The following is a 23,553-nucleotide window of genomic DNA, read 5'->3' as shown; positions in this document are numbered from 1 at the left end:
ATGACTGTGTATGTTGAGAAATCGATGGGAGTCGAGGCTGAGGCCCGTGATTCGAGCATGGAGAAGTCCGCTGAGGTCTGGGGCGGTTTATTGCTTCCGTCAGGTCGTGAGAGGGCAGGAAAGCCTTGGGCGAGATGTACCTGCTCTATAGTTTCTGAGAATGTCTGCTCATGGCCTTTGCGGTGTGAAGAGCTGCCGCAGTCTGTTTACTGTCCCTGGCCAGCGCCGCCTGCTCCAGAGTGCCCATCTGCCGTCCCAGTTCCGGGAGGCCATAGCTTCGGGCCGCGCCCTTCAGGCCGTGCGCCATGCGCGTGATCTTGTCGAAGTCTTCCTGTTCAATCCATTGTTCGATGGTCAGAAGTCCTTCCTCCAATTCTTCATGGAAAATTGGGAGCAGGGCCTGGATTCCCGGCTCCAGATAAGTTGATGCGCCGGTCGGGTGCATGTCAGTGGCAGTCGTTTGTGCCGTGATGTGGGCATGGATGCTCATGGCCGCAAGGAGTTCGGACCGGGTCAGCGGTTTGGTCAGTACCTCATCGCAGCCTACGTCCATTGCCTCCCGCCGGCGGGAGGGCAGGGCATCTGCAGTAAGCGCAATGATTGGTAAACGGCCAAGTCCCCTCTCCTGTTCCTGTTTGCGAATGGAGAGTACTGCTTCCAGCCCATCCATTTCGGGCATTTGGATGTCCATTAGCACCAGGCCATATTGACCACTGAGCGCTTTTTCAACCGCTTCTCGTCCATTGACGGCCCGTTCGGGTTTTGCCGGTGTTCCTTCAAGGAATAACTCAATGATTTCATAGTTTGAGGCTAGGTCTTCGGCCACCAGCGTCCGGATAGGAGGGACCTCTTCCGCAGTGCGATTTTTCCTGCCTTCTGTAGTGACGTGCAGGGGGTATTCCGTCACTGGCAGGGGCAATGTGAAGTGGAAGGATGAGCCCTGATCCAACACACTGTCCACCCAGAGCTGTCCGGCCATGGCTTCCACCAATCGGCGACAGATGGACAGCCCGAGTCCTGTGCCGCCGTATTCACGGGTGGTGGACGGATCGGCCTGTGTGAAGTCTTCAAAGATCGTGACGAGCTTGTCGGCCGGGATGCCGATGCCGGTGTCATGCACGACAAAATGCAGGTCATGTTCGCCTTGGGGCGTGACCGATAGTTCGATTTTGCCCTGGCTGGTGAATTTATAGGCATTGGACAGCAGATTCACCAGGACCTGACGCAGGCGCATGGGGTCACCGACTCTAAATGGTGGAATCGCGGGATCTAAGTTGATGTCGAAGCCCAATTGCTCGGCTTTGCCTCCGGCGGCGTTGCGGACCACTCTGGCGCAGACCTGCAACAGTTCGAACAGGTCGAATGGTCGTTCTTCCAGTTCAATGATTCCGGATTCGATGCGGGAGATATCCAGGATGTCGGTGACGAGTTCCAGCAGATGTCCGCCCGCATCCGAGATGTTCTTGAGTCCGCGGCGTTGGCGGGGGGACAAGCTGGGAGCATCCAACACTTCGGCCATGCCCAGGATTGTGTTCAGAGGGGTTCTGATTTCATGGCTCATGACCGCCAGGAAGCGGCTTTTGGTTCTTTCTGCCTCTTCGGCATGTTCCTTTGCTTTCTGGAGTTCTTCTGTCCGTAGCTTGACCCGCTGTTCCAGTTGGTCCTTGTGCCGCCTCAATTGAGCATTGGTGCGCTTGAGAACGGAGGAATAGCGGGAGTTCTGAGTCCGGTGCGCAATGATGAACGGGATGGAAAAAAGCAGGAACAGGATGCCGATGGCCACGGCCTCCCAGCGCTTGTTGTGCAGCAGCACTTCGAGTTTGGGTACGGCAAAGTCTGCGCAGGCCAGGTATCTTCGGCCGGCAGGAGAAAGCTCGGGCAGGGCCACGGAACGGAAGGTTCCCCACTCATCTGTGTAGGTCAGATATACCGGTTGATCGTTCTCCAACGCCAGGACGAATTCGTTGGGTATCTCACGGTAGGGATAGTAATACCAACGCCGAATTTCTTCGGCTTCTTCGGGTGTGACCGTGGGAGCTGAAAAGTAGTATCGCCCTTGTTCTTCAATGATTGTGTAAGCATAGTTCAAGCCGCTTTCCCGGACAAACGCATTGAAACGTTCGCGGTTGGACAGTTCCTCTTGATAGCTGATGGAGTCTTTGTCCGTGGTGCGGTCATGAAAGTCCTTGGCCAGGATATGCTTAAGAGCCGAGGCAGAGACAAGGAGTCTGCTGTCGATGTCCGCCAGTATCTGATCTTCGGCGCGCTGGGTATACCAGACGACAAACGTGGCGACGAACATGGCATAGATGACGACGCTGATCAGGACCATGCGGAATGGGCGCTGAGGAATGGAGGGGGCATCGTTGGAAATCATTGCGTCAATATACTGGATAGTCGCATTAAATGCAGCAAAAAGGAGTATGTTGGTAAGTCACTGAATATCAAATCGTCGATTACGGATGGACGATATGGCCTGTGATTCTTCCAAGTGCTGGTGATAGGGCTAAAATCATGTTGTGCTTCAGAGGCTGCGACGCAGTGCGCGTTTGGTTATAGGCCTGGTGCAAAGCAGGCACATTGCCTTGGATGAGGGGCGGTAGTCGTCAAGATGATCGTTGTTTCTCTCAGCCCGATTCTCATTGTGTGTTGTGTCGATAGTGCCTGGAGCGTGATGAACGGCAAGGTGCTCCTGCTGTGGGGCGCCCCACCGCTGAGTGCGGGTTGATTTTTCTTCTTCTTTTCATTTTGGGGCGTCCACGCTAAGAATTGCGGTCATTGAAGATGTGTGACCAGATTGAACATGGACGACAGATCAAGGGAGTTCCCATTTGCAGATGATTATTTCGCTGGCCGGAGGACTGGGCCTGCTCCTATTGGGCATGAAGCTGATGAGCGATGGCCTGAAGTTGGCTGCCGGTGGCGCACTGCGCAGGGTGTTGTCCAATTCGACCAAGACCCCGTTTCGTGGTTTGACCTCCGGGTTTGTGATGACCTCGGCGGTGCAATCTTCTGCTGCGGTGACCGTGGCGGCCATCGGTTTTGTCAATGCCGGAGTGATGACTCTGGGCCAGACCGTTTGGGTGGTTTATGGCAGCAACATCGGCACGACATCCACGGCCTGGATCGTGGCCTCCCTTGGGCTGAAGCTCAATATCAAGATTCTGGCCCTGCCACTGATTGCTGTGGGTACTGCCTTGTGGCTGTCCAGGGGCGGGACGCGCCGCGCAGCTCTTGGTGAGGCTTTGGCCGGATTTGGTCTGTTCTTTTTGGGGATTGAGGCACTGCAGGAAGTGTTTATCGGCCTCAGTCAGACGGTTCGGGTTGAGCAGTGGGTCTTTGATGGGTGGGCTGGGTATTTGTCCCTGTGCGGTATTGGATTTGGCATGACCTTCCTCATGCAGTCGTCCAGTGCCTCCATGGCTCTGATCCTGACGGCGACGGCGCAGGGCATGCTGCCACTGGAGTTGGCTGCATCGGCTGTGATCGGTGCCAACCTGGGGTCCACAAGTACGGCGGCCATCGCGGTCATAGGGGCGACTTCGAACGCCAAACGCGTTGCTGCCATGCACGTGATTTTTAATCTGATCACGGGGCTGGCTGCTTTTGGTGCACTCTCCTTGATCCTGGGCGGGATTTTACACTTGCGTCTGCTGTTGAATATGACCTTGGACCCGGTGCCCGTGCTTGCGCTCTTCCATACAACATTCAATATCCTTGGTGTGTTTTTGGTGGGGCCCTTTACCACTCGTTTGACCGGAATGGTTGAAAACTGGTTTCGGACGGAAGAGGAAGAAGAGGGCACCCTCAGGTACTTGGATAGCAACGTCCTTTCCACCCCGGCCGTGGCTGTGGGAGCGATGGTGCGTGAAGTGGCCCGGGTTGGCGCAACGGCACAACGCATGGCCCATGCTGCCCTGCGTTGCCGGAGCAAGGAGCAGCCGTGCCGGGAGTTGCATCGCGAGAAAGCCGTTCTGGATAAGCTTCAGGCCGAGATTGCCATGTTTTCGGCCAAGCTGCGCAAGCATGGCCTGCCCCAGGAAACTGCTGAATTGATCCCCGATATCCTGCGCTCCCTCAGGTATTATGTCATGACCGGGGATTCCGCCTTGGAGGCGGAGACCATCTATAAGAACCTGGAGCCTACTGAGGATGCCGAGTTGGATGAGGCTCTGGAAAAACTGTTGGACAGTGCAGTCACCCTGTCTCTGCACGCCGATCCCTCGGATGCCAGTTTTTCCAGTTTGCGTCTGGCAGAAAAAGTGGAAATCTTTGAACAGCGCTACCAGTATCTGAAGCAGGACATTCTGGATGCCGGATCGGCCAACCGGCTTGGTGTTGATTCCATGGTGGGGTACCTGGATTACTTGTCGAGTATCCATAGAATGATGGACCAGACAGCTAAGGGCGGTGGCTGGTTGCGTGGCCTGGGGCTGCGGCTTGGGGTGTACAGTCGCCCGAAGGCGTTATAAAAATGCGCGAGGCCGCGGACCCTATGTCCTCGGCCTCTGGCGCATTCCAGCCCGAATGTCTTCGGGGTGGCGGGTCGCCCAGTAGAGTCTCTCCCCTCCCCTGGATTTCCCACCCGTCTCTGGTAATTTGTTTATTGCAGGACCCTGAGTTCCCGTTCTTTCATCAGGCGCAATAGTTCGAGTCTGCTGCCCTTGCCGGGGCGTGGCCGGAAGGCTGCTGCCGGTGTGGCCTGGACATGTGACTCGATGAAAGTCATGTACCACCAGATGTCGTCCATGCTGACGTGCTTGCGCAGGTAAGCCTCCGGTCTGCCATGGCTGAAGTGGTGGACCAGGGCATCGGTGACCACTGCAGCACGCATACCGCCGTTACGCAGGGCGCTGTTAATGTAAAATTCGTCGGCCCGTGTGGCCCCGTCCGGCAGGCGGAGTGCCATGGGTACGATGCGCTCTATGAGGTCACCGTCAAAGAGCAGGCAGTCCACTGAGACATGGCTCAGGTAGACCTGTTTGGGGCGGTTCAGTTCCAGGTACTTTCCCACAAGGTTGTCGCCCAGTACCTTCTCCCACACAAAGCGATGATAGACGGCGTTCTGTTCGACGGGAATCAGGGGCAGCCGCTTTCGTTCTGCCGGGTAGTGGGCTCTGAGTGCCCGGTCCATCAGTTGGCGTCCGATTCGGCTGATAGGCGTCAGTGCCGAGATCGCCAGAATGTCCTTGTGCCCCTTGTGCAGCTTGTAGGTGGCCAGCAGGTGCTCCAGCCAGAACGGTGTTACGAAGACGTCTTCGGATAGTCGCACGATGACATCTTGCTTGTGGCGCTCAAAGATGAAATTTTCCATGGAGAGCATGGCAGGGATCTGACCACGTGGTGTGGCGTGAACGTCGATGACGTTGGCGTGCCGGCGCTGGAAGGACTTGATGATGACTGCGTGCTCGTCGCTGACGTCGTTGGCGACGACGTATATCTTCTTGAAGCGCCCGAGATCAGTGAAAAGTTCCAGGCACTTGATGCACAACAGCAGGCAATCCACCCGGTGGGAGGTCAGTAGCACCAGGACGGGGCTGACGTCCTGCGCTCGGGGTGTGATGTCGATAATCTTTGCCATGTTGTTCTCGCATCCTTGCGAAGGGTACATGTTGCCTTCTGGTTGCAAGTCTTATCGGGCATTATGGCCGTTCCTTTAGGGGGATTTGTGATAAAATATGAAATCATATTGCAATCAACTGACATGAATGGAGAAAAAACTTGCCTTTTGGGCTTGAATTAAGCACAGCACGAGCTCGCGCAAAAGTGCCCTCCCACTCCCAATATAATGCAATCTGGAGTAACCAGACATGGATATCCACGCTCAAAAGAAGCGCATCTATCTGTTTTTAATCATTTTGACTGTCGCTTCAGCCATGGGGTTGCAGGGCTGGCGGACGTTGATCAACAATTTCGCGGTGGAAGCCGCCGGGCTGGATGGGCTGGGGATGGGGGTAGTTCAGTCCGTGCGCGAGATCCCGGGCTTTCTGGCATTGCTGGTGGTCTATCTGCTGCTGATTATCCGCGAGCATCGGCTGGCTGCCCTATCGGTTCTCATTATGGGACTGGGAGTTGCCGGCACGGGATTGTTCCCCTCGGTCTGGGGGCTGGCCCTGACCACCCTGGTCATGTCTTTTGGGTTCCATTATTTTGAGACCTGCAATCAGTCATTGACCCTCCAACATTTCGATTCAGCCACGGCTCCCATTGTCTTCGGACGCTTGCGGGGAATGATGTCCGTGGGCAATCTCATCATGGGTGGTGCGATTTTTATTCTGGCTCCGGTGTTGGAGTATACCCAGTTGTTCGCGCTGGTTGGTGTGGCCGTGGCCGTGGCAGGAGCGAGCATGCTGTGGTTCGAGCCTCGTGGTGGCCAGACCGAGCCGCAGCGAAAGACCATGGTCCTGCGCTGGAAGTACTGGTTGTATTACCTGCTGACGTTTTTGGCAGGGGCCAGACGGCAGATTTTTGTGGCTTTTTCGGTGTTTCTGCTGGTGGAGCGATTTGGCTTTTCCGTGCGTGAAGTCACGGCGTTGTTCGTGTTGAACAACGCCATCAACTGGTTTGCCGGGCCCTGGATCGGCAGGGCAGTGGTCCGCCTGGGCGAACGGCGAGTCTTGTCGGTGGAGTATGCCGGACTGGTGCTGGTCTTCATGGTCTATGCCCAGACCGGGAGCAAGGCTGTGGTGGCGCTGATGTATGTGCTGGATCATCTTCTGTTCAACTGCGCCTTTGCCATCCGAACCTATTTTCAGAAGATTGCCAAGCCAGCAGACATTGCCCCGAGCATGGCTGTGGGATTCACCATCAACCACATTGCGGCGGTGGTCGTGCCGGTTACCGGTGGCCTGTTGTGGCTCGTGGACCCGGCGATGGTGTTCTATGCTGGTGCCGGACTGGCTCTGGTGTCTTTGGTCTGTGTGCAGCTGATTCGGACTCCTGCCGCTTCGTAGCATCGACGATGCTAACAAGAAGCCCGGGCCATCTTCGATAGCTCGGGCTTCTTTTATGAAAGACGTTCTGTGTGCCGGCAACCTGCCGGAGCGATTTAGCAGCCTCAGGTGCCACCGAATCCGATGGTGACCTTGCCGTCTTCCACCAGCACGGGAACTTTTCTTGCCCCATCGGCCAGCTTGAGCATTTCGTCCAGTTTGGCGGGGTCCATGCTAACGTCGAAATATGTGGCATCCGGGTGGGCCGACCTGGCCCTGATGGTATGCGGTCAACCGGATTTCCCATAGATGATGATCGCCATGTTGCTCTCTCCTTGCATTTGGAATGTCGATACGACCCTAGGTTATCGCATCGAGAAATTCAATGCTTGGAGGGCTAGATGTCGAGGACTTCGTCGCCACGGAGCAAAGCTTCTGCCTTCTCGCGGGGCATGGGGCGGGCAAAGAGGTAGCCTTGGGCATATTCGCAGCCCAAGTCTTTGAGCATGGCGCTTTGAACATCGGTGTCCACTCCCTCGGCCACCACGGCGACGCCGATGTTCTTGGCAAGGGAGATGATGGACCTGACCAGTACCTGGGATTCAGCGTCTTCCCCGAAGCGGGAGATGAAGCTGCGGTCGATCTTCAGCGCATCGATGGGGAATTGGCGGAGATAGGACAGAGACGAATAGCCGGTACCGAAATCATCCATGGACAGGGAGATGCCCAGGTCCTTGAGTTGCCCGAGCATCTCAATGGCGATGGAGGCATGATTCATGAGAACGGTTTCGGCAACCTCCAGGCGCAGATTGGAGGGGGTGATGCCGGTCAGTTCAAGGATCTCGCGTAACTGCGGGATGAGCGTGGGCTGAACGAACTGCTTGGCCGAGAGGTTGATGGAAATGTTGAGCGGAGTTCCTGGCGGGAATTGTTTTTCCCAATCACGGATGGTGCTGCAGACATTTCGCAGTACCCATTCACCCAGGGGGTGGATCAGACCAGTGTCCTCGGCCAGAGGGATGAACTCCGCTGGGGAGATCATGCCGAGCTTGGGGTGGTTCCAACGGACTAGGGCCTCGAATCCGTTCAGGCGCTTGTTGTCCAGGTCCACAATGGGCTGCAGCAGGGTCACGAAGTCATCGCGTTCCAGGGATTTTCGTAGTTCGGTTTCCAGTTCCAGCAGCCTCACGTTCTGGTCGTGCATGCGTTGGCTGAAGACCTTGAAGCGTGAGCGCCCGGATTCCTTGGCTCTGTACATGGCCGTATCGGCGTCGCGTAGGATGGAGTCGGGGCGGTCATAGTCCTTCTTGACCAATACGATGCCGAGGCTGGCCGATGTGTGCACGTCGTAGCCACCCAGATGCGCCGGTTCCTTGACTGCGTCGGAAATGCGCTTGGCGATCTTGATGGCCTCGCGCGGGGCCCGCATATCCTCGAGCAGCACGGCGAATTCGTCGCCTCCGAAGCGGGCGACGGTATCCATGGTGCGCACGGCCTCTTCCAGCTTGCGCGCCACGTGCTTCAGGAGTTCATCGCCGATGTTGTGGCCCAGGCTGTCATTGATGATCTTGAAGCGGTCGAGGTCCATGTAGAGCACAGCGTAGACAAAGTCCTTGGTCCGCTTGGTGCGCTCCATGGCCTGACGCAGGTGATCCAGGAACAGGATGCGGTTGGGCAGTCCGGTCAGAGGATCGTGGAAGGCCTGGTGCCGTAAGGCTGATTCGGCTTCCTTGCGGTTGGTGATGTCTTCCACCGATCCTTCATAAAAGAGAAGCTTACCCCTTTCGTCATGGACGGCCCGGGCGTTTTGGGAAGTCCATACGATACGACCATCCTGGCGTCTGGCTTGGGATTCGAAGTCACGGACTTCCTTGTTTTCCTTAAGTTGTGACCAAAACTCTTCGCCATGGGATTCGTCCACATGGAAGCCAGCCATGCCGCAGCCTGCCGCCCCCAGAAGTTCCATGGGGTTGGCGTAGCCGTAAATGCGGGCCAGAGCGGGGTTGGCGGCGACATAGGTGCCGTCCGGAGCGAGCTGGAAGATGCCCTCGATGGCGTTCTCGAAGATGCCCCGATATTTGGCCTCGGCCTGACGCAAAGCCAGTTCGGCGGCACTGCGTTCGGCAGCTTCTGCCGTCAGCTGTTTGTTGGATTCGGAGAGTTCGGCCGTGCGTTGTTCGACGCGTTCTTCCAACTCGGCGTGGGCGAGTTTGAGTTTGAGTTCGGCCTGCTTACGGTTGGTGATATCGCGGATGATGCCAACAATATTGAGATCACCCTTGAGCGGGAGCATGGCCATGGACATTTCGGCAGGGAAGGATGTCCCATCCAGCCGTTGTCCGTTGACTTCTATGGTTGCCTGTTGTTGGGGAGATTCGGAGTCGCCGTCCTCCGTGGAAATATTGCAGTGGTCCAGTCCGGCCAACGTCAGCATGGCGTGCATCTCCGCTCCCAGCAGGTCGCGGACGTTGGTTTCGATCAAGTTGCCGGAGGTGGCACCAAACATATCCAGCAAAGCGGAGTTGAATTGCAGGAGGTTGCCTTCGGCATCGGTCACCAGCAGGCCATCGGCCATGTTGTTCACAATGGCCGAGACAGTGGCCAAGGTGTCCTGCAACTCGTCCGTTGCATTTTTCACCGATTCTTCCAGCCCGGTAATCAGGGTCGAGAGTTCCTGAGAGGTGGAGTGGAAGGCGCCGGCGAGTTCGCCCAGTTCATCGTTGGAGTCGATGTCCAGGGTGGCTTCAAAGTCGCGGCCCTTGATCTTGCGGGCGTACTCGGTGAGTGCGATTAACGGGCGCGAGATGTTTTCCATGAAGAAATAGGCGATCAGCGCGCAGGTCAGGAACAGGGCCAGGGTCAGAATCTGATGATTGATGATGGCCCCGAGGATGGCCTTGTTGATCAGGCCCTTGTCCATGCCGATATGAACGCTGCCAATTTCTCCTGCAAGGATGGGGTGTGCGACATGAATGAATTCGCCCTTGTCCGGTAAGGTGAGGCTGAGGCTGATCGGTGTTTTGACACGCCCGGCATTGAGTGTCCGGAGGTCCCACAGCAACGTGGAGATCTGCTCCGGGATTTCCGGGACAAAAGTGTGTGCCACGATATCCCCTGAGTGGGAGGCCACCAGAACGTATGAGACCCCATCAATGTCCAAGAACTGGTCGATGCGTGATTGAATGGACGCCGCATCGCGAGACAGGACCAACTCCGCGCTGGAGTCGGCCATGGATTTGGCAATGGCCAGGGCTTTGGATTCATACTCGTAGGTCATGCGATCGCGAAGCGTCCAGGCCGAGTAGGATGAGGACACTGCAGCGATGACGCCGAAGGCCAGGAGCATGAACAGCAGGGTTTTCTTGAACAGACGGGTCATTTTCACTGCGACCACCGCCCGAAGTCATGAATGGGAACCAGGCGCCCCTTGTCGAAACCGATGAAATAGATCTTGTCCATGGCTTGGTGCCGATCAGGGCTGAAGACCACGGGGGTACCCAGGCCCAGATCATACCCGGAGGGGTCATTCAGAGCCTTGGCCAGGGCCTTGCGGCTGGGATTGGGACCGATGCGCTCAAGAGCCAGGACAAGGGCCTTGGCGTTCAGAAATCCCTCGAAGGCAACCGGGCTGAAAGCGGGAGGCGAATAAGGGCCTTTGATCAGTCCGGTTGGTACAGAGGTTGTTTGCTCCATGAGGGCCATGAATTCCTGCACTGCCGGAAGTTCATGGTGTTCGTGGCAGGGGACGACTGCGGAGGTGATGATGTCTCCGAGGCGTTCTGCGGGGAAAGAGGGTTCTTTTTCCAGAAGGTCAAGTGTGGTCTCAGGGTCGGCAAAGGACATGGTGGCGATGGGGACTTGCAATCCAAGGGTGTTTGCGTCGCGGATAAAGGCGGCGCAGGCGGCCGATGTGCCGACGCAGATCACGGCCTGGGGTTTTTTCCTCTGGATGATTTCGATTTGTGGGGTCATGTCGTCTTCATAGGCGGTGCCCCTGTGGTAGGTGGCTTCGACGGCCATGGTCTTGTGCTGAGAGGCCAGGGCCCGACGAACGCCGTCCCATCCGTTGCGCCCGAAGGCATCAGCCTGATAGAAAACAGCGATGTCATCCCGTCCGGCAGCAAGAAAGTTGTCTACCAGTGCCAGTGCCTCATCGTTGTAGGAGGCTCGCAGGTTGAAAATTTTTTCCACATAGGGGTGGCGTCTCAGGGGCTCGGCTCCGGTCAGCGGAAAGAGCATCAGCATGTTCCTGTCACCGTAGCGTTTCAGGAGGGGCAGGATTTTGGTGGTCGTGGGGGTGCCCACATAATTAAACAGGGCGAAAACCTTGCTGCGCTGGATCAGGGTGATGGTGTTGTCCAGGCACTTTTGTGGATTGTAGGCGTCATCCAGCGCAAGGATGGAGATGGTATTTCCGTGGACGCCGCCGCGCTGATTAACCTGATCGAAGTAGGCCTGAGCCCCTCGATGGAGTTCAATGCCCAGTTCCCGGATGGGGCCTGAGAATGCAGCAGACATGCCCAGAACGATGTCTTGGCCTGCGCCACAGGGGCGAGGGCCGATGCACAGGGCGGAAAGGGCGAGCAGTGTGAGGATGTAGGTTCGTAATGCGCGTGTCATCTATGCTCCCTAGTGGGCATGGGGATGTACTGTTACTATCAAAATCAGACGCATTAAACAATTGGATAAACGTGAAAACATGGGTGTGCCGGTGTCGCGTTTGGCCCTGCGCTATGATAGTGAAGGGCGCAGGGGACAGTGCGGTCTATAAGCGTGACAGCGACGGAGATTTGCGATGAATCGCAGGGTTTTTTTGAGGCGTGCGGCCTGGATGGGAGGCGCTTTGCTGGCGGGAACTCCGCTGGCAGCAGCGGCCAGAGTTGCCGATGGGCGCAAGGTTCGCTGGAAGATGGTTCTGGCCTGGACCAGAGATATGGAACTGTTCAAGCGTGGGGCTATTCGCTTTGCACGTCGGGTTTCCCTGTTGTCCGAGAGCCGTCTGGCCATTGATGTGTCGGTGGCGCCTGAGGGGATGACTCCGTCAGATGTCCTGGGCATGCTTGAGCGGGATGAGGTTCATTGTTCGCATTGTTTTGCGCGGGATCTGGCTCCACGCTCGCCCGCTCTGGAATGGTTCAGCTCCGTCCCCTTTGGCCTGACTCCGGCGGGGTATGATGCCTGGCTCTACGGGATGGGGGGAGCTGCCCTCTGGAAGCAGGCCTGCGAACCGTTGGGGTTCTATCCCCGCTCCATGGGTGACACAGGTCCGGTGCGTTTTGGCTGGTCCAATCGGAATTTGAATGGACTGGATGATTTCAAGGGATTGCGCGTGCCTGCTCAGGGTGTCGTGTCCGATGTGCTGGCGCGCGCAGGGGCGTTGCCCGTCCTCCCTGAGGACGGTACCCCCACAGTCAGTGCCCTGGCCTCGGGGAGGTTGGACGCAGCCTCCTGGCATGGTTTGTTCCATGAACGCGAATTAGGGTTCCACAAGGCGGCGCGCATGTCCTGGGGGCCGGCCTGGCAGGCCCCGGCTGGCCGGATGATGCTCTGTTTGAACCGTAAGGCCTTCGAGGCGCTGCCTGCCAGTTTGCGGATTATCATCAATGCCTCCGCCGTGGAGGAAGACCATCGACTTAGTGCCGATTTTACCGCGCGCAATGCACGGGCCATGGCTGCCCTGGTGACCGGGGATTCTTCAATCCTGCGCGGGATTGCTCCCGAAGCACTGACGGCCTTTCGGCGCTGGAGTCATGAGGCCGCTGGTGACCGTGCTGCATCCTCTACCCTTGCCCGTACGGTTCGCGATAGTTATTTGAAGGCCCTTGGCGAATTGAACGCAGGCAAGGAGTGAGACAATGACCAAAACGCAGATGGTTGTTTTAGACGGATATGTGCTGAACCCCGGCGATAACCCCTGGGATCCGGTAGCGGCCTTGGGGGAACTGAAGATTCATGACCGGACTGATCCCGGGCAGGTTCTGGAGCGTGCTCGTGATGCGCGGATTCTGATGACCAACAAAACGGTTGTGGACGCAGCACTGCTGGACGGTTTGCCAAACCTCGAATTCATCTCCGTGCTGGCCACAGGCTATGACGTGGTGGACGTGGCCGCTGCAAGGGACAGGGGAATCCCCGTGTCCAATGTGCCAGGGTATGGAACTCGCGCCGTGGCCCAGTTTGTCATGGCTCAGACTCTGGAACTTTGCCATGGCATTTCCGCTCACGACGTCAGCGTGCGTGAAGGGCGCTGGGGACAGGGGCCGGACTGGTGCTATTGGTTGCGTCCACAGGTGGAGCTGGCAGGGCTGACCATGGGGATTGTCGGTTTCGGGGGCATTGGATCACGAGTGGCTGAATTGGCGCATGCCTTCGGGATGCGGGTATTGGCTCATGCGCCCAGACCCAAACCTGCGCCATGGTTCAAGCCGTTCGGGTTTGCCTCACTGGAAGAGATTTTCGAGGAGTCGGACGTCATCAGCCTGCACTGCCCGTTGACCCCGGACAACGAGGGTTTCGTGAACCGGGCTTTGTTGTCACGGATGAAGCCCGATGCGTTGCTGATCAACACAGCGCGAGGAGCACTCATCAACGAGCCTGACTTGGCCAAGGCACTGGACCAAGGCCTGCTCGGTGGAGCCGCGCTGGATGTGTTGTCCAGTGAGCCGGTGAAGGTTGATAATCCGCTGATGCAAGCTCCGCGATGTATTCTGACGCCTCATATCGCCTGGGCCTCCCAGGCCGCACGGGTCCGGCTCATGGAGCAGACCGCGGCGAACATCACAGCCTTCCTGGCGGGGACCCCGGTCAACGTGGTCAACGGCTGATTCCTGAGACCTTCGGGTTTTCCAGGGGCGTGTCTGGCGGACTCGCCTCTGAGGGACTGGTCACCCTGACGCGGGGTGTCTTTGTTCTGAAAAGTCGACGTCTCACGCTTGAACTCGCTTGCGGATATGCTAGGTTGTTATTGGAAAATGATCGTAGCCTATTGCAACAGCTGAATTTGAGATATCGGAGGATTGGTCCATGAGCGACGAGACTAAGAAGAATGGCGAAGAGCAGTGGTACCTGCCCGAAGACAGTAGGACTCACCTCGAGAAGCTGTTCAAGGATATGCCCGAGCCCGTGACTCTGGAGGTCTTCACCCAACCCGGAGTGAACGACCCCTACAATGAAGCCATGGAAATGTTCATGCGCGACATCGACAGGCTTGGTGAGAAGATCACGGTCAATTTTAATGACCTGGAAAGCGAAAAGGCTTCCAAATACGGGGTAAGCCTTTCCCCCAGTCTGTTGGTGCAGCCCGAAAAGTACCGCATTCGCTACACCGGAACCCCGCTGGGTGAAGAGGCGCGCGTCTTTATCGAGACCATGATGCTCATTTCCCATGGCAAGAGCGGGCTGTCTCAATCTTCGCAGGATGTTCTGGCCGGATTGTCCGAGGAACGCGAAATCAAGGTCTTCATCAGTCCCACTTGTCCTTATTGCCCCGGCCAGGTCAGTCAGGTGATGCGCGCGGCCATTGAACGACCCGATTTGATTTCTGCCGAGTGCGTGGAGACCGTGGAGAACCAGGCGTTGGCCGATGAGTATCAGGCCCAGTCCGTGCCCCTGACCGTGACCAACGAGTCGTTCCGCCAGAAGGGGCTGCTGCCCGAGGAGCGGTTCGTGCTTGAGATGGTCTACCTGAAGCACGCTGAAGAATTGCTGGAAGAGATGCAGAAGAATGACCCTGACGCCCCGGATCAGGCTGCCACCCGTGCCATGGCTGAGGACGTCACCCCCGCAGGGGAGTATGACGTTGTGGTCGCAGGGGCAGGTCCGGCCGGATTGACCGCTGCTATCTATACCGAACGGAGTGGGTTGAAGACCCTGGTCCTGGAAAAGGGAGTGGTCGGCGGTCAGGTGATCCTGACTCCCGAGGTTGAGAATTACCCCGGATTCAAGATGGTGGGCGGGATCAAGCTGATGGAGATGATCTCGGCCCAGGCCCGTGATTATTGCGATATTCACGAGGGTGAAGGCCTGGATGAGATCAAGATCGGCAAGAAGGTCGAGATCATCACGGCCAAGGGCCGCTATCTGGCCAAGTCGCTGGTTCTGGCCACGGGAGCCAGCGCCAAGCTGCTGGGAGTCCCGGGCGAGGCGCAGCTTTTCGGCCGGGGTGTTTCCGTGTGTGCGTCCTGCGATGGTTGGGCCTACAAGGGCAAGCACGTGATCATGGTCGGCGGCGGCAACACCGCCCTGACGGAAGCCCTGCATCTCAAGAACATGGATGTTGAAGTGACCCTCGTTCATCGTCGTGACGAGTTCCGGGCTGAAAAGCACCTTCAGAACGGTATCAGAGACGCGGGCATCGAGGTGATCTGGGACACCGAAGTGAAAGAGTTCGTAGGTGACGAGACCGGGCTGCACGGAGTGCGTCTGAAGAACGTCAAGACGGAGGAAACCAGCGAGTTGAAGGTTGATGGTGCGTTTCTGGCCATCGGCTGGAATCCGAACACCGAGATTCCCGAGCAGGTGGGTGTAACTCTGGATGAATGGGGCTATATCAAGGTGGATCGCAACATGCGCACCAATATCCCGCGCATCTACGCCTGTGGTGATGTGATCGGCGGAGTGCAGCAGATCGCAACGGCCGTGGGCGAAGGCTCCACCGCTGCCCTGGCCGTGTTCGAGGATTTGTCCAATCCGTACTGGAAGCGAGCCGATTAGGGTTGCCTTTTCCTCTGCAATGAGTTCGTTTTGCTCCGGTCTGGCCCTGTGCGTGTTTGGTGCACGGGGTTTGACCGGAGTTCTTGTTTATGGAGAGCTCCTTCCGCGACGGAAGAAGCATCAGCACTCGGTTTGATCGATATAAGGACATTCTCATGCAGCATGAGGGCACCATCATTCGGCCCCCCAACGAGGGGAGCAGCATCCTGCTTCAGGTCGCCGTGGGGTGTTCCCACAATAAGTGCACCTTTTGTGGGGCCTACAAGGGGGAACGGTTTCGCATCAAGGACCGGGAGACCGTTTCCCAGGATATTGCCTATGCTGCCCGCCATTGCCGGGATCAGCGGCGATTGTTCCTGTGTGGGGGAGATGCACTGGTGCTGCCTCAGGCTCGGTTGCAGGAAATTCTTGGCGAGATTCGCGGGCAGTTGCCCTGGGTCACGCGGGTGGGGGCTTATGGCAGTGCCAAGGCAGTGGGCCTGAAGAGCGATTCTCAGTTGATGGAGCTACGCGATGCCGGAATGGGCATTGTCTATATGGGGCTGGAGTCCGGGGATGATGAAACCCTTGCCCGGGTCTGCAAGCATGGGAACAGCGAGGCCATTATCCACCAGGGGCTGCGGATCAAACAGGCCGGGATGCGGCTGTCCGTGACCGTGCTGCTTGGATTGGGTGGAGTGGAGCGTTCGTCCATACATGCCCGGGCCACGGGGCAGGTGCTGACAAGGATGGACCCGCAGCATGTCGGAGCCCTGACACTCATGCTCATGGAAAATACTCCTCTGCATGCGCAGTGGCAGCGTGGTGATTTCGAACTGCCCGATGCCCAGGGGATGCTGACGGAATTGCGCACCATGCTGGAATGCACGACGCTGACGCGAGGGTTGTTCCTGGCCAATCATGCCTCAAATTATCTGCCGCTGAAGGTGCGCCTGCCCTCGGGCAAGCAGGCAGCTCTGGAACAGATCGATCGAGCTCTGGCCGGGCATGAGCCCTTGAAGGATGAGCGTTTCCGGGCCCTGTAGAGCCCTGGAGTTGGTCCTTTTCTCCAGCCTTCTGGCAATCCCCTGTTTTGTTGTGGTTTTTTTATTGAAGGCAGCGCGATGTTGTGACAACCTTCTCGCGAAAATTATTCCTTGACGAAATCTTTTAATGGTAATAGTTCTTATTTAGTAATCAGGGAGTATCAGCATGGAAAATAAGCCACAACGCATGACCAAGCAGCGCAAGATCATTCTCGAGGAGTTGCGCAAGCTAACCAGCCATCCCACTGCGGATGAGTTGTATGAAATTGTTCGCGAACGACTGCCGCGCATCAGTCTGGGAACCGTATACAGGAATCTGGACGTCCTTTCCGAGAATGGAGAGGTCCTCAAGCTGGAATCTGCAGGCAGTCAGAAGCGTTTCGATGGAGACGTCAGTTCGCATTGCCATGTGCGCTGCGTCAACTGCGGCCGAGTGGGAGATGTCATGGACGAATTGCCGGAACCGGAAGTGCACAGCGTTTCGGCCCCGGGGTTTACCATTACCCACGGAGCGACTGAATTTTATGGAGTGTGCGATACCTGCCGCGACGGGGATGAACTAGCTGCCCCTGGAGCCCACAGGACACAGTAACTCCAGAGTTTTGGCGTGCGCCTGTTTTGGTTCCCCACAACCAGAACGTCGAACCCATCCATACCCATCCGCATCAATTGGCGCATGACAAAACGCCCCTGGATTTCTCCGGGGGCGTTCTTGTTGCTTGCGTGACCTTGTGACTTAGTCCGTGGGCGCTGTCTTCTTCATCCTTGGTGATTTCTCGATGAGGTCCATCAGCAGCAGAGCGGAGGTCATGTCCTTGCCATTTCTGGCGTTGGTCTCATCAAGAATATAGTCCTTGAGAGTGGTCGTGGCCTCCTTGAGCAATTGGCTTTTTTGGGCGTCGAAGTAATAGGCTGCGTCCAGCACACACAGGATGAGGTATTGCCATTCCTCATTGCTATGCACGTGGTAGCGCAGAATTTCGCGGACCTTCAGGATGGCGAAGACCACATTCTCCAGCCTGGTAAAGTCCTTCGAGAAAATCTCGCTGTCGTTGATGCGCGGCCGTGGATAGAGCACCGAATCCAGGTGCTTCTCCGGGGCTTGCCGCTTCTTGTATTGCTCCAGGGCGATGACTGAGCCCATAGTACCGCCTCCTCCCGAGGCCAGATTGTTCATCCCGGAAAAACCGGGGGTGGGGGGCGCCTGACGCCTATGATATCTATTCGGACGAAGTGCAAAAAACATTAAGGCAATTCGTGGGAAAAATGAGTGTCGGTTTTTCGACGCAGCTCGACTGATTGCTGTGGGATTCCATTTTAAGAAATCTGTATTTTCCTTGTTATACGGCCTCAAAATGACTTCCATCCATGGCTGGCGCGATATTTGCTCAACACCTTCCAGACCAACAAAAACCCGGGAATGAGTCCCGGCCGGAAGGAGACAGGTTGATGAGAGCGCTGAACACGGAACCCACTCAGGAAGAATTGAATCGCACCTTTGCCCGTCTGAAGGAGTGCCTGAAACCCGAAGTGCTGGAAGAAGTCATGCACATGGGCATCAGGGAGAGTATGATCAACGAATATCGGGACCTGGCCACCGCAGCCAGTGACCTGATCAAGTTGCACCGCAAGTCGGGCTTTGCCCCGGTTCTGGAAGGTGAGCATGCCGAGGATTACGAAAATATTTTAGCCCGGTTCTCCACCAGCGGGCAGCGCTTTCGCGTATTGATCGAGGAATCTTCCTCCGTTGACGAAGTGGCGATGCTGGCCATTGCGCCCAGGCAGAGCTCCTGCGTCAACTAGCGAATATTTAAGGGGTGGGAGTTGCGCCTGGAGAGGTGCACCGTGTGAAGTCTCTTTCCGGAGACATGTGAAGGGCCGTCAGCCAGGAAGGCGGGCGGTCTTCCATTTTGGTTGATGTAATAAAACGGCCCCGGGCAGATGCCTGGGGCCGTTTTTATTGGTATTTGCGCTGGAACAAGGTTCCCGTGCGCCTGTCGGACTCTAGAAGTCCTTGAGCATCTTGACGGCGCAGAACTCGCCACACATGGCGCATTCCTCACGGTCCTTGTGGTCCTCACGGCGGTGGCGAACCATGGGCGGATCAAGGGCCAGATCGGCCATTTTGTTCCAGTCCAGGTCGGCACGGGCCTGGGAGATGTCCAGGTCGCGGGCGACGGCCAGGGGGCGGCCCAGTGCATTTTCCGCGGCCTGTGCTGCAATGCGCGAGGCCATGACTCCGGCGTAGACGTCCTTGCCGTCAGGCAGGGTCAGGTGCTCGGCCGGGGTCAGGTAGCACAGGAAGTCGGCGCCGAACCAGGCAGCCAGTGCGCCACCGATGGCTCCGGCAATATGGTCGTAGCCGGGGGCGCTGTCGGTGACCAGGGGGCCGAGTACATACAGGGGAGCGCCCATGCACAGCTGTTTGATGCCCTGAATCTGAGCCTGCACCAGGTGCAGCGGCACATGGCCGGGGCCTTCGATCATGACCTGGACACCGGCGTCCCATGCACGGCGGGTCAGTTCGGCCAGGGTCACGACCTCGTCCCACTGGGCGGTGTCACCTGCGTCCACGCCAGCACCGGGACGCATGCCGTCGCCAAGGCTGAGGGTCAGGTTGTGCTTGGCAGAGATTTCCAGCAGGCGATCATACTGCTCGTACAGCGGGTTCTCATTGCCGGTTTCCTTCATGTAGCGCACGGTCATGGAGCCACCACGGGAAACAACGCCCAGCATGCGGTCGGCGCTGTCGATCAACTGGGAGGCACGGCGGGTGACGCCACAGTGCACGGTAATGAAATCCACGCCCTGCTTGGCCTGGTTCTCGATTTCTTCGAACAGGCCATCGGCAGTGAAGGAAGCGGCGTGTGCGCCTGCTTTGACGCGCCTCTGGGCGCAGCCGTACAGCGGGACGGTGCCGAGCGGCAACCGCGTAGCTGCCAGCATTTCCTTGCGGATGGTATCCAGATCACCACCGGTGGACAGGTCCATTACGGCGTGTGCGCCGGCGGCTTCGGCCAGATGCAGCTTCTTGATTTCTCTGGAAGGTTCTTCCACGAACGGGGAGGTGCCGATGTTCGCATTGACCTTGACCGAGGCGGGCTGACCGATCAGCGTGGGCTGAACGTTCTTGTGCGCCGGGTTGGCCAGTAGCACCATGGTGCCGTTCTTGATGGCCTCGGTGATAACGGATTCTTCCAGGGCCTCGGTCTTGGCAAGGGCCGGGAGATGCTCATTCAGCAACTGTTCCAGAATCGGGTTGGTAGGCATATCTTTTTCTATCCAGTTTGTGGTTATGCGTGGCGGCGATAAGCGGTCCACAGCAGGTACATTCCGTAGAGCATGAGCGGCAGGGACAGGAGCTGCCCCATAGTCATACCGAGGGCCACATGACCCAGGTGCGCATCGGGTTGGCGCACGAATTCCACGAGGAAACGGAAGAATCCGTATCCCAGGGCAAAGAGTCCCGACACGGCCCGTTCAGGGGGGCGCCGGGAGGAAAAGATAAAGAGCAGGCAGAACAGGACCACTCCTTCCAGCGCAAACTCATAGAGTTGCGAGGGGTGGCGGGGATAGGGGCCTGCCTCCCATCCCGGAAAGATCATGGCCCAGGGCACGTCCGTGACGCGGCCCCAGAGTTCGCCATTGATGAAATTGCCGATGCGTCCGGCTCCGAGACCGATGGGTACCAGCGGCGCAACAAAGTCGGACACGGCCCAGAAGGTGCGGCCAGTGCGCCGGGCGTGTAGCCAGAAGCAGAAGATGACGCCAAGCAGTCCGCCATGGAATGACATGCCGCCGTTCCAGATCTTGACGATGGACAGCGGGTCCGCCAGATAGGCCATGGGTTCGTAGAAGAGAACATAGCCCAGCCGGCCCCCCAGAACCACGCCGAACATGGCCATGGCGATCAGGTCGTCCACCTCTGTGGCGGTCCAGTCCGATCCCGGGCGTGAAGCCCTCCAACGGCCCAGTAGCCAGCCTCCAGCGAAGCCCACAAGGTACATCAGTCCGTACCAGTGGATATTCACGGGGCCAATGGAAAGGGCGGTGGGGTCGAATCGGGGATAGGTGAGCATGCAGTCTCCGGTCGTGCCCGGGCTAGTCGTCCTGACCGTTCTTGTTCAGCCAGCTGCGAACCTTTTTGCGTTCCTCGTCCCAGCCCTCGGAGAACCGGAGCTTCAGGAACTCGAAGTACACGGCGTCCAGAAAGGCCATACCGCGTTCGACCAGATACATCTTCTCCAGGAAGGAGGCATCGGGGTCATCGCCTTCCTCCTGTTTGAACTCCACCTTGGGGGTCTTGAATGAGGTCTGGCTGAAATCCTCGGCCTTCAGGGTGGTCTGCCAGACGTCCGAGTCCAACTCGATTTTAATCTGGGCCTTGGAGACCTTTTTGCCCAGGGCCAGTCCGGCCTTGGCTTCCTTGAGCTCACTCATCAGTCCGGAGACGGAAGTTGTCTCTTTGGCGTCGCCTTCGCCACCCTGAACCGAGATTCGCTGTTCCATATACATGGCAAAGGTCTCACCGTCGGGCGTGGCAAAGTGCCCGCCTTTGGCTTCGCTCTTGTACCAGAGCCAGGTCAGGAAATCCTGGCCCAGCACGATATCGGTGGCCTGTCCGAGATAGGCGTCTTCCATGTTCGGCTCCTAAGGCTAGACGAAGAGGGTTGGTTCGACGTCGTCCAACTGTTGCTGACGGCTTTCGCCCAGCAGCTGCAACGCCTGATAATACGGGGTCAACGGCTCCAGGTGCAGATCAAAGGTCAGGGTGAACTGATCTTCGAACAGGCTGCACAGTTTGCCTTGGGTGGAGGCCAGATAGATGACATTGGAGCGCACGTTCCAGACCACGTCGAAGACTGCCGGGATGGGCAGGCTGCGGGCCATGAGGCGGATCTTGGTCTGATCCTTGAGTTCACGCTTGCGGTCGCGGGAGACAAATTTCTTGCCTTCCTTCTCCACGCGTTCCATCTCGTCGTTCAGGGCCAGGGTATAGTGTTTTTTCATCACCGCAGCCGATATGCGACGGGTGTCCAGGCGCAGGGAGAAGGTCATGAACTCACCCTTTTCAGGGGGAGCGGTGCGCCACTGGGAATCGAGCATCTCATCAAAGCAGACCCAGCCGAAGGAACGCTCTTCCGAGGTGTGGTCGATGTCCTGGAAGGCGTTTTTCTTGAGCCTGTCGGGGATTTCGGGCCACAGAGTCTCGGGGATTTCGCCTATGATGCGATAGCGTGTGAAGCTGGTGCTGGCGGAAAGAAAGCCCACGGTATTCTCCTTGTTTTCACAGCGTGCCCATGGCTCGCTGATGTCTGTCCGGTTCAGTTCCATACCGTTGGCAGCGGGCAGTAGCAAGCTCAAACCTCGCGCCGTAATTCACATATATTGATAGAGGCGGCGGCATCCGGTAATCATTGAGGGACTTACGAACATCGGGAGTATTCAATGCCGCGATATGCAGGGATTAATCATCTGGCCATGGTGACTGGTGATATGGACGCGACCATCCGCTTTTGGCGCGATCTATTGGGGATGCGTCTTGTGGTGGGGTTGGGTAGACCCGGCTATCGCCATTACTTTTTCGAGATTTCAGGCTCGGACATGATCGCCTTTTTTGAATGGCCCGATGCTGAACCCGCAACCATGAAGGATCACGGTTTTCCGGTGCGCGGCCCCGTCGCGTTTGATCATGTGTCCATTGGCGTGGAAGGCGAGGAAGACTTGTGGGAGGTCAAAGCCCTCCTCGAGGGCGCCGGGTTCGAGCCGTCCGAAGTGGTTGACCACGGGTTCATCCATTCCGTGTATGCCTTTGATCCCAACAACGTGCCCATCGAATTTTCCTGGGCCGTGTCGGGGGCGGACCCGCGTCTGCGACCAGCCATGGTGGATCATGCTCCCTCGGCCACGACCATGAAAGGACCCGAGCCCCAGACTGGCCATTGGCCTGACGTAACCATCGAACCCAAGGCTGAGCGGGAGATCTATGCGGGGGAAGGTCGCGAGGTCCTGAATCCGGCTCGTAACAGGTGGAAATAATAAACGGCAGGAGTTTTGTCTGTCTTGGAATCCCCACTGGAGATCGAGCGCTAGGCTTTTCGAATGGGTGGATACTTAGTCCATTTGGTTGTTGAGACTTCAAGCCTGAATTTCAACAGATGAAGAGAACAAGACTTTCTGGTGAGTCAGATGCGAGGCGTCAGAAATGAGCAAGACTGACGTGTATTTAAGGATACTTGAGGGTGTGCTCATTGTGCGGCACCAATACAGATGATTGCCTTGGGCGCTCTGCTAGATGGAGCCAAGACGACCTGGGACGATCGTCTCAAAATTGAGGGATGCCTCGGCGTAGGCTTCCAGAGCGCGGCGGCGGGTCAGGTTGCTGGTGTCCGGTTCATCCGGGTTTGCCTGCTTTGCGGATCTTGGCTCGGCCGTGCTCAGGATTTCGGCGGCTTCAAGATGAGAGCTGAAGGTCTCGGAGCGAGCCCGTTGCATCTGCTGCTGCCCGGACCGGGCGTCGCGGGCGATGCGTTCGGTATCCAGCTCCACGTCCTGGGCGGTGAAATCGATGCCGAACTTGCCCAAGGAAAAACCGATGGTCGTCTTGCGAACCCGTGCGGTTTCGGTGGCGGTGCGAGCTTCCTGCACGGCCTTTTGCGCACGCTCTTCAACCGTACGCTGGCTGGCGATACGGGAATAGGCGTCAAAGGCCTGGCTGGCTTGTGTGGCGTTGAGGATGCTCATCGCAGCTTCCCGAGCAGCCGATTACGCGTGCGATGCGACGCGCTAGGCTGGTCGTGCCCCTGAGGGCTTGGGTTCAGGCGGAGGCACCGGTCCTCGATGCTGCCGCTGTACTCCGGCTTCCGTCCTGGAAGCTGCTGGCT

General features: G+C 57.5%; 20 protein-coding genes. 9 read left to right on the top strand and 11 right to left on the bottom strand.

The window, feature by feature from the left end:
- Nucleotides 1–145: 145 nt before the first annotated feature.
- Entirely contained in the window at nucleotides 146–2,377 is a 2,232-nt protein-coding gene (locus EL361_RS11640; protein WP_126379727.1) for an ATP-binding protein, read from the bottom strand.
- 460 nt (nucleotides 2,378–2,837) lie between these two features.
- Here EL361_RS11640 and EL361_RS11635 point away from each other — a divergent pair, with 460 nt between their 5' ends.
- Complete coding sequence (locus EL361_RS11635; protein WP_232034930.1) at nucleotides 2,838–4,472, top strand: Na/Pi cotransporter family protein; 1,635 nt, start codon at nucleotides 2,838–2,840, stop codon at nucleotides 4,470–4,472.
- A 131-nt stretch (nucleotides 4,473–4,603) separates the two neighbouring features.
- On the opposite strand, the gene EL361_RS11630 is transcribed toward EL361_RS11635, so the two are convergent.
- Nucleotides 4,604–5,581 (bottom strand): glycosyltransferase family 2 protein, encoded by a 978-nt coding sequence (locus tag EL361_RS11630; RefSeq protein WP_126379723.1) that lies wholly within the window; start codon nucleotides 5,579–5,581, stop codon nucleotides 4,604–4,606.
- Between the two features lie 229 nt (nucleotides 5,582–5,810).
- Between EL361_RS11630 and EL361_RS11625 the strand changes: the two genes are divergently transcribed.
- Nucleotides 5,811–6,953 carry an MFS transporter gene (locus EL361_RS11625; protein WP_126379721.1) on the top strand — a complete coding sequence of 381 codons (1,143 nt, stop codon included), beginning with the start codon at nucleotides 5,811–5,813 and terminating at the stop codon, nucleotides 6,951–6,953.
- A 104-nt stretch (nucleotides 6,954–7,057) separates the two neighbouring features.
- Here EL361_RS11625 and uxx1 read toward each other — a convergent pair whose 3' ends face one another.
- From uxx1 to EL361_RS11610, 3 genes are all read right to left on the bottom strand, one after another.
- Complete coding sequence (gene uxx1 / locus EL361_RS17330) at nucleotides 7,058–7,255, bottom strand: UXX-star selenoprotein family 1 (RefSeq protein WP_126379719.1); 198 nt, start codon at nucleotides 7,253–7,255, stop codon at nucleotides 7,058–7,060.
- 74 nt (nucleotides 7,256–7,329) lie between these two features.
- Nucleotides 7,330–10,311 carry an EAL domain-containing protein gene (locus tag EL361_RS11615; RefSeq protein ID WP_232034929.1) on the bottom strand — a complete coding sequence of 994 codons (2,982 nt, stop codon included), beginning with the start codon at nucleotides 10,309–10,311 and terminating at the stop codon, nucleotides 7,330–7,332.
- A gap of 2 nt (nucleotides 10,312–10,313) precedes the next feature.
- Nucleotides 10,314–11,552: an ABC transporter substrate-binding protein gene (locus EL361_RS11610; protein WP_126379715.1), complete on the bottom strand. Its 1,239-nt coding sequence runs from the start codon at nucleotides 11,550–11,552 to the stop codon at nucleotides 10,314–10,316.
- Nucleotides 11,553–11,727: 175 nt separating this feature from the next.
- Between EL361_RS11610 and EL361_RS11605 the strand changes: the two genes are divergently transcribed.
- From EL361_RS11605 to EL361_RS11585, 5 genes are all read left to right on the top strand, one after another.
- Nucleotides 11,728–12,783: a type 2 periplasmic-binding domain-containing protein gene (locus tag EL361_RS11605; RefSeq protein WP_126379713.1), complete on the top strand. Its 1,056-nt coding sequence runs from the start codon at nucleotides 11,728–11,730 to the stop codon at nucleotides 12,781–12,783.
- A gap of 4 nt (nucleotides 12,784–12,787) precedes the next feature.
- A complete protein-coding gene (locus tag EL361_RS11600) occupies nucleotides 12,788–13,756 on the top strand; it encodes a D-2-hydroxyacid dehydrogenase (protein WP_126379711.1) in 969 nt (322 codons plus the stop codon).
- A 199-nt stretch (nucleotides 13,757–13,955) separates the two neighbouring features.
- Nucleotides 13,956–15,644: an FAD-dependent oxidoreductase gene (locus EL361_RS11595; RefSeq protein WP_126379709.1), complete on the top strand. Its 1,689-nt coding sequence runs from the start codon at nucleotides 13,956–13,958 to the stop codon at nucleotides 15,642–15,644.
- Between the two features lie 155 nt (nucleotides 15,645–15,799).
- The gene (locus EL361_RS11590) at nucleotides 15,800–16,669 is read left to right on the top strand and encodes a radical SAM protein (protein ID WP_126379707.1); all 870 of its coding nucleotides are present in this window, start codon (nucleotides 15,800–15,802) and stop codon (nucleotides 16,667–16,669) included.
- Nucleotides 16,670–16,835: 166 nt separating this feature from the next.
- Nucleotides 16,836–17,261, top strand: coding sequence for a Fur family transcriptional regulator (locus EL361_RS11585; RefSeq protein ID WP_126379705.1), 426 nt, complete (start codon nucleotides 16,836–16,838; stop codon nucleotides 17,259–17,261).
- A 144-nt stretch (nucleotides 17,262–17,405) separates the two neighbouring features.
- Here EL361_RS11585 and EL361_RS11580 read toward each other — a convergent pair whose 3' ends face one another.
- Nucleotides 17,406–17,813 carry a hypothetical protein gene (locus tag EL361_RS11580; protein WP_126379703.1) on the bottom strand — a complete coding sequence of 136 codons (408 nt, stop codon included), beginning with the start codon at nucleotides 17,811–17,813 and terminating at the stop codon, nucleotides 17,406–17,408.
- Between the two features lie 305 nt (nucleotides 17,814–18,118).
- Between EL361_RS11580 and EL361_RS11575 the strand changes: the two genes are divergently transcribed.
- Complete coding sequence (locus EL361_RS11575; RefSeq protein ID WP_126379701.1) at nucleotides 18,119–18,472, top strand: hypothetical protein; 354 nt, start codon at nucleotides 18,119–18,121, stop codon at nucleotides 18,470–18,472.
- A gap of 201 nt (nucleotides 18,473–18,673) precedes the next feature.
- Here the strand turns inward: EL361_RS11575 and thiC are convergent, their stop codons facing one another.
- Genes thiC through rdgC form a run of 4 tightly spaced genes read right to left on the bottom strand, consistent with a single transcriptional unit; the run spans nucleotide 18,674 to nucleotide 21,940 of the window.
- Entirely contained in the window at nucleotides 18,674–19,939 is a 1,266-nt protein-coding gene (thiC, locus tag EL361_RS11570; RefSeq protein ID WP_126379699.1) for a phosphomethylpyrimidine synthase ThiC, read from the bottom strand.
- Between the two features lie 23 nt (nucleotides 19,940–19,962).
- Nucleotides 19,963–20,748, bottom strand: a complete 786-nt coding sequence (lgt, locus tag EL361_RS11565; protein ID WP_126379697.1) for a prolipoprotein diacylglyceryl transferase — start codon at nucleotides 20,746–20,748, stop codon at nucleotides 19,963–19,965.
- A 22-nt stretch (nucleotides 20,749–20,770) separates the two neighbouring features.
- Nucleotides 20,771–21,310 carry a hypothetical protein gene (locus EL361_RS11560; RefSeq protein WP_126379695.1) on the bottom strand — a complete coding sequence of 180 codons (540 nt, stop codon included), beginning with the start codon at nucleotides 21,308–21,310 and terminating at the stop codon, nucleotides 20,771–20,773.
- A gap of 15 nt (nucleotides 21,311–21,325) precedes the next feature.
- Entirely contained in the window at nucleotides 21,326–21,940 is a 615-nt protein-coding gene (rdgC, locus tag EL361_RS11555; RefSeq protein ID WP_126381441.1) for a recombination-associated protein RdgC, read from the bottom strand.
- 177 nt (nucleotides 21,941–22,117) lie between these two features.
- On the opposite strand from rdgC, the gene EL361_RS11550 reads away from it, so the two are divergent.
- Complete coding sequence (locus EL361_RS11550; protein ID WP_126379693.1) at nucleotides 22,118–22,708, top strand: VOC family protein; 591 nt, start codon at nucleotides 22,118–22,120, stop codon at nucleotides 22,706–22,708.
- A gap of 252 nt (nucleotides 22,709–22,960) precedes the next feature.
- On the opposite strand, the gene EL361_RS11545 is transcribed toward EL361_RS11550, so the two are convergent.
- Nucleotides 22,961–23,413: a hypothetical protein gene (locus EL361_RS11545; protein WP_126379691.1), complete on the bottom strand. Its 453-nt coding sequence runs from the start codon at nucleotides 23,411–23,413 to the stop codon at nucleotides 22,961–22,963.
- Nucleotides 23,414–23,553 lie beyond the last annotated feature (140 nt).

This window comes from Desulfovibrio ferrophilus (genome assembly GCF_003966735.1).
GTDB classification, from domain to species: domain Bacteria; phylum Desulfobacterota; class Desulfovibrionia; order Desulfovibrionales; family Desulfovibrionaceae; genus Desulfovibrio_Q; species Desulfovibrio_Q ferrophilus.
Note: the sequence above shows the minus strand (reverse complement) of the source record. Positions and strands in the feature narration are given on the sequence as shown.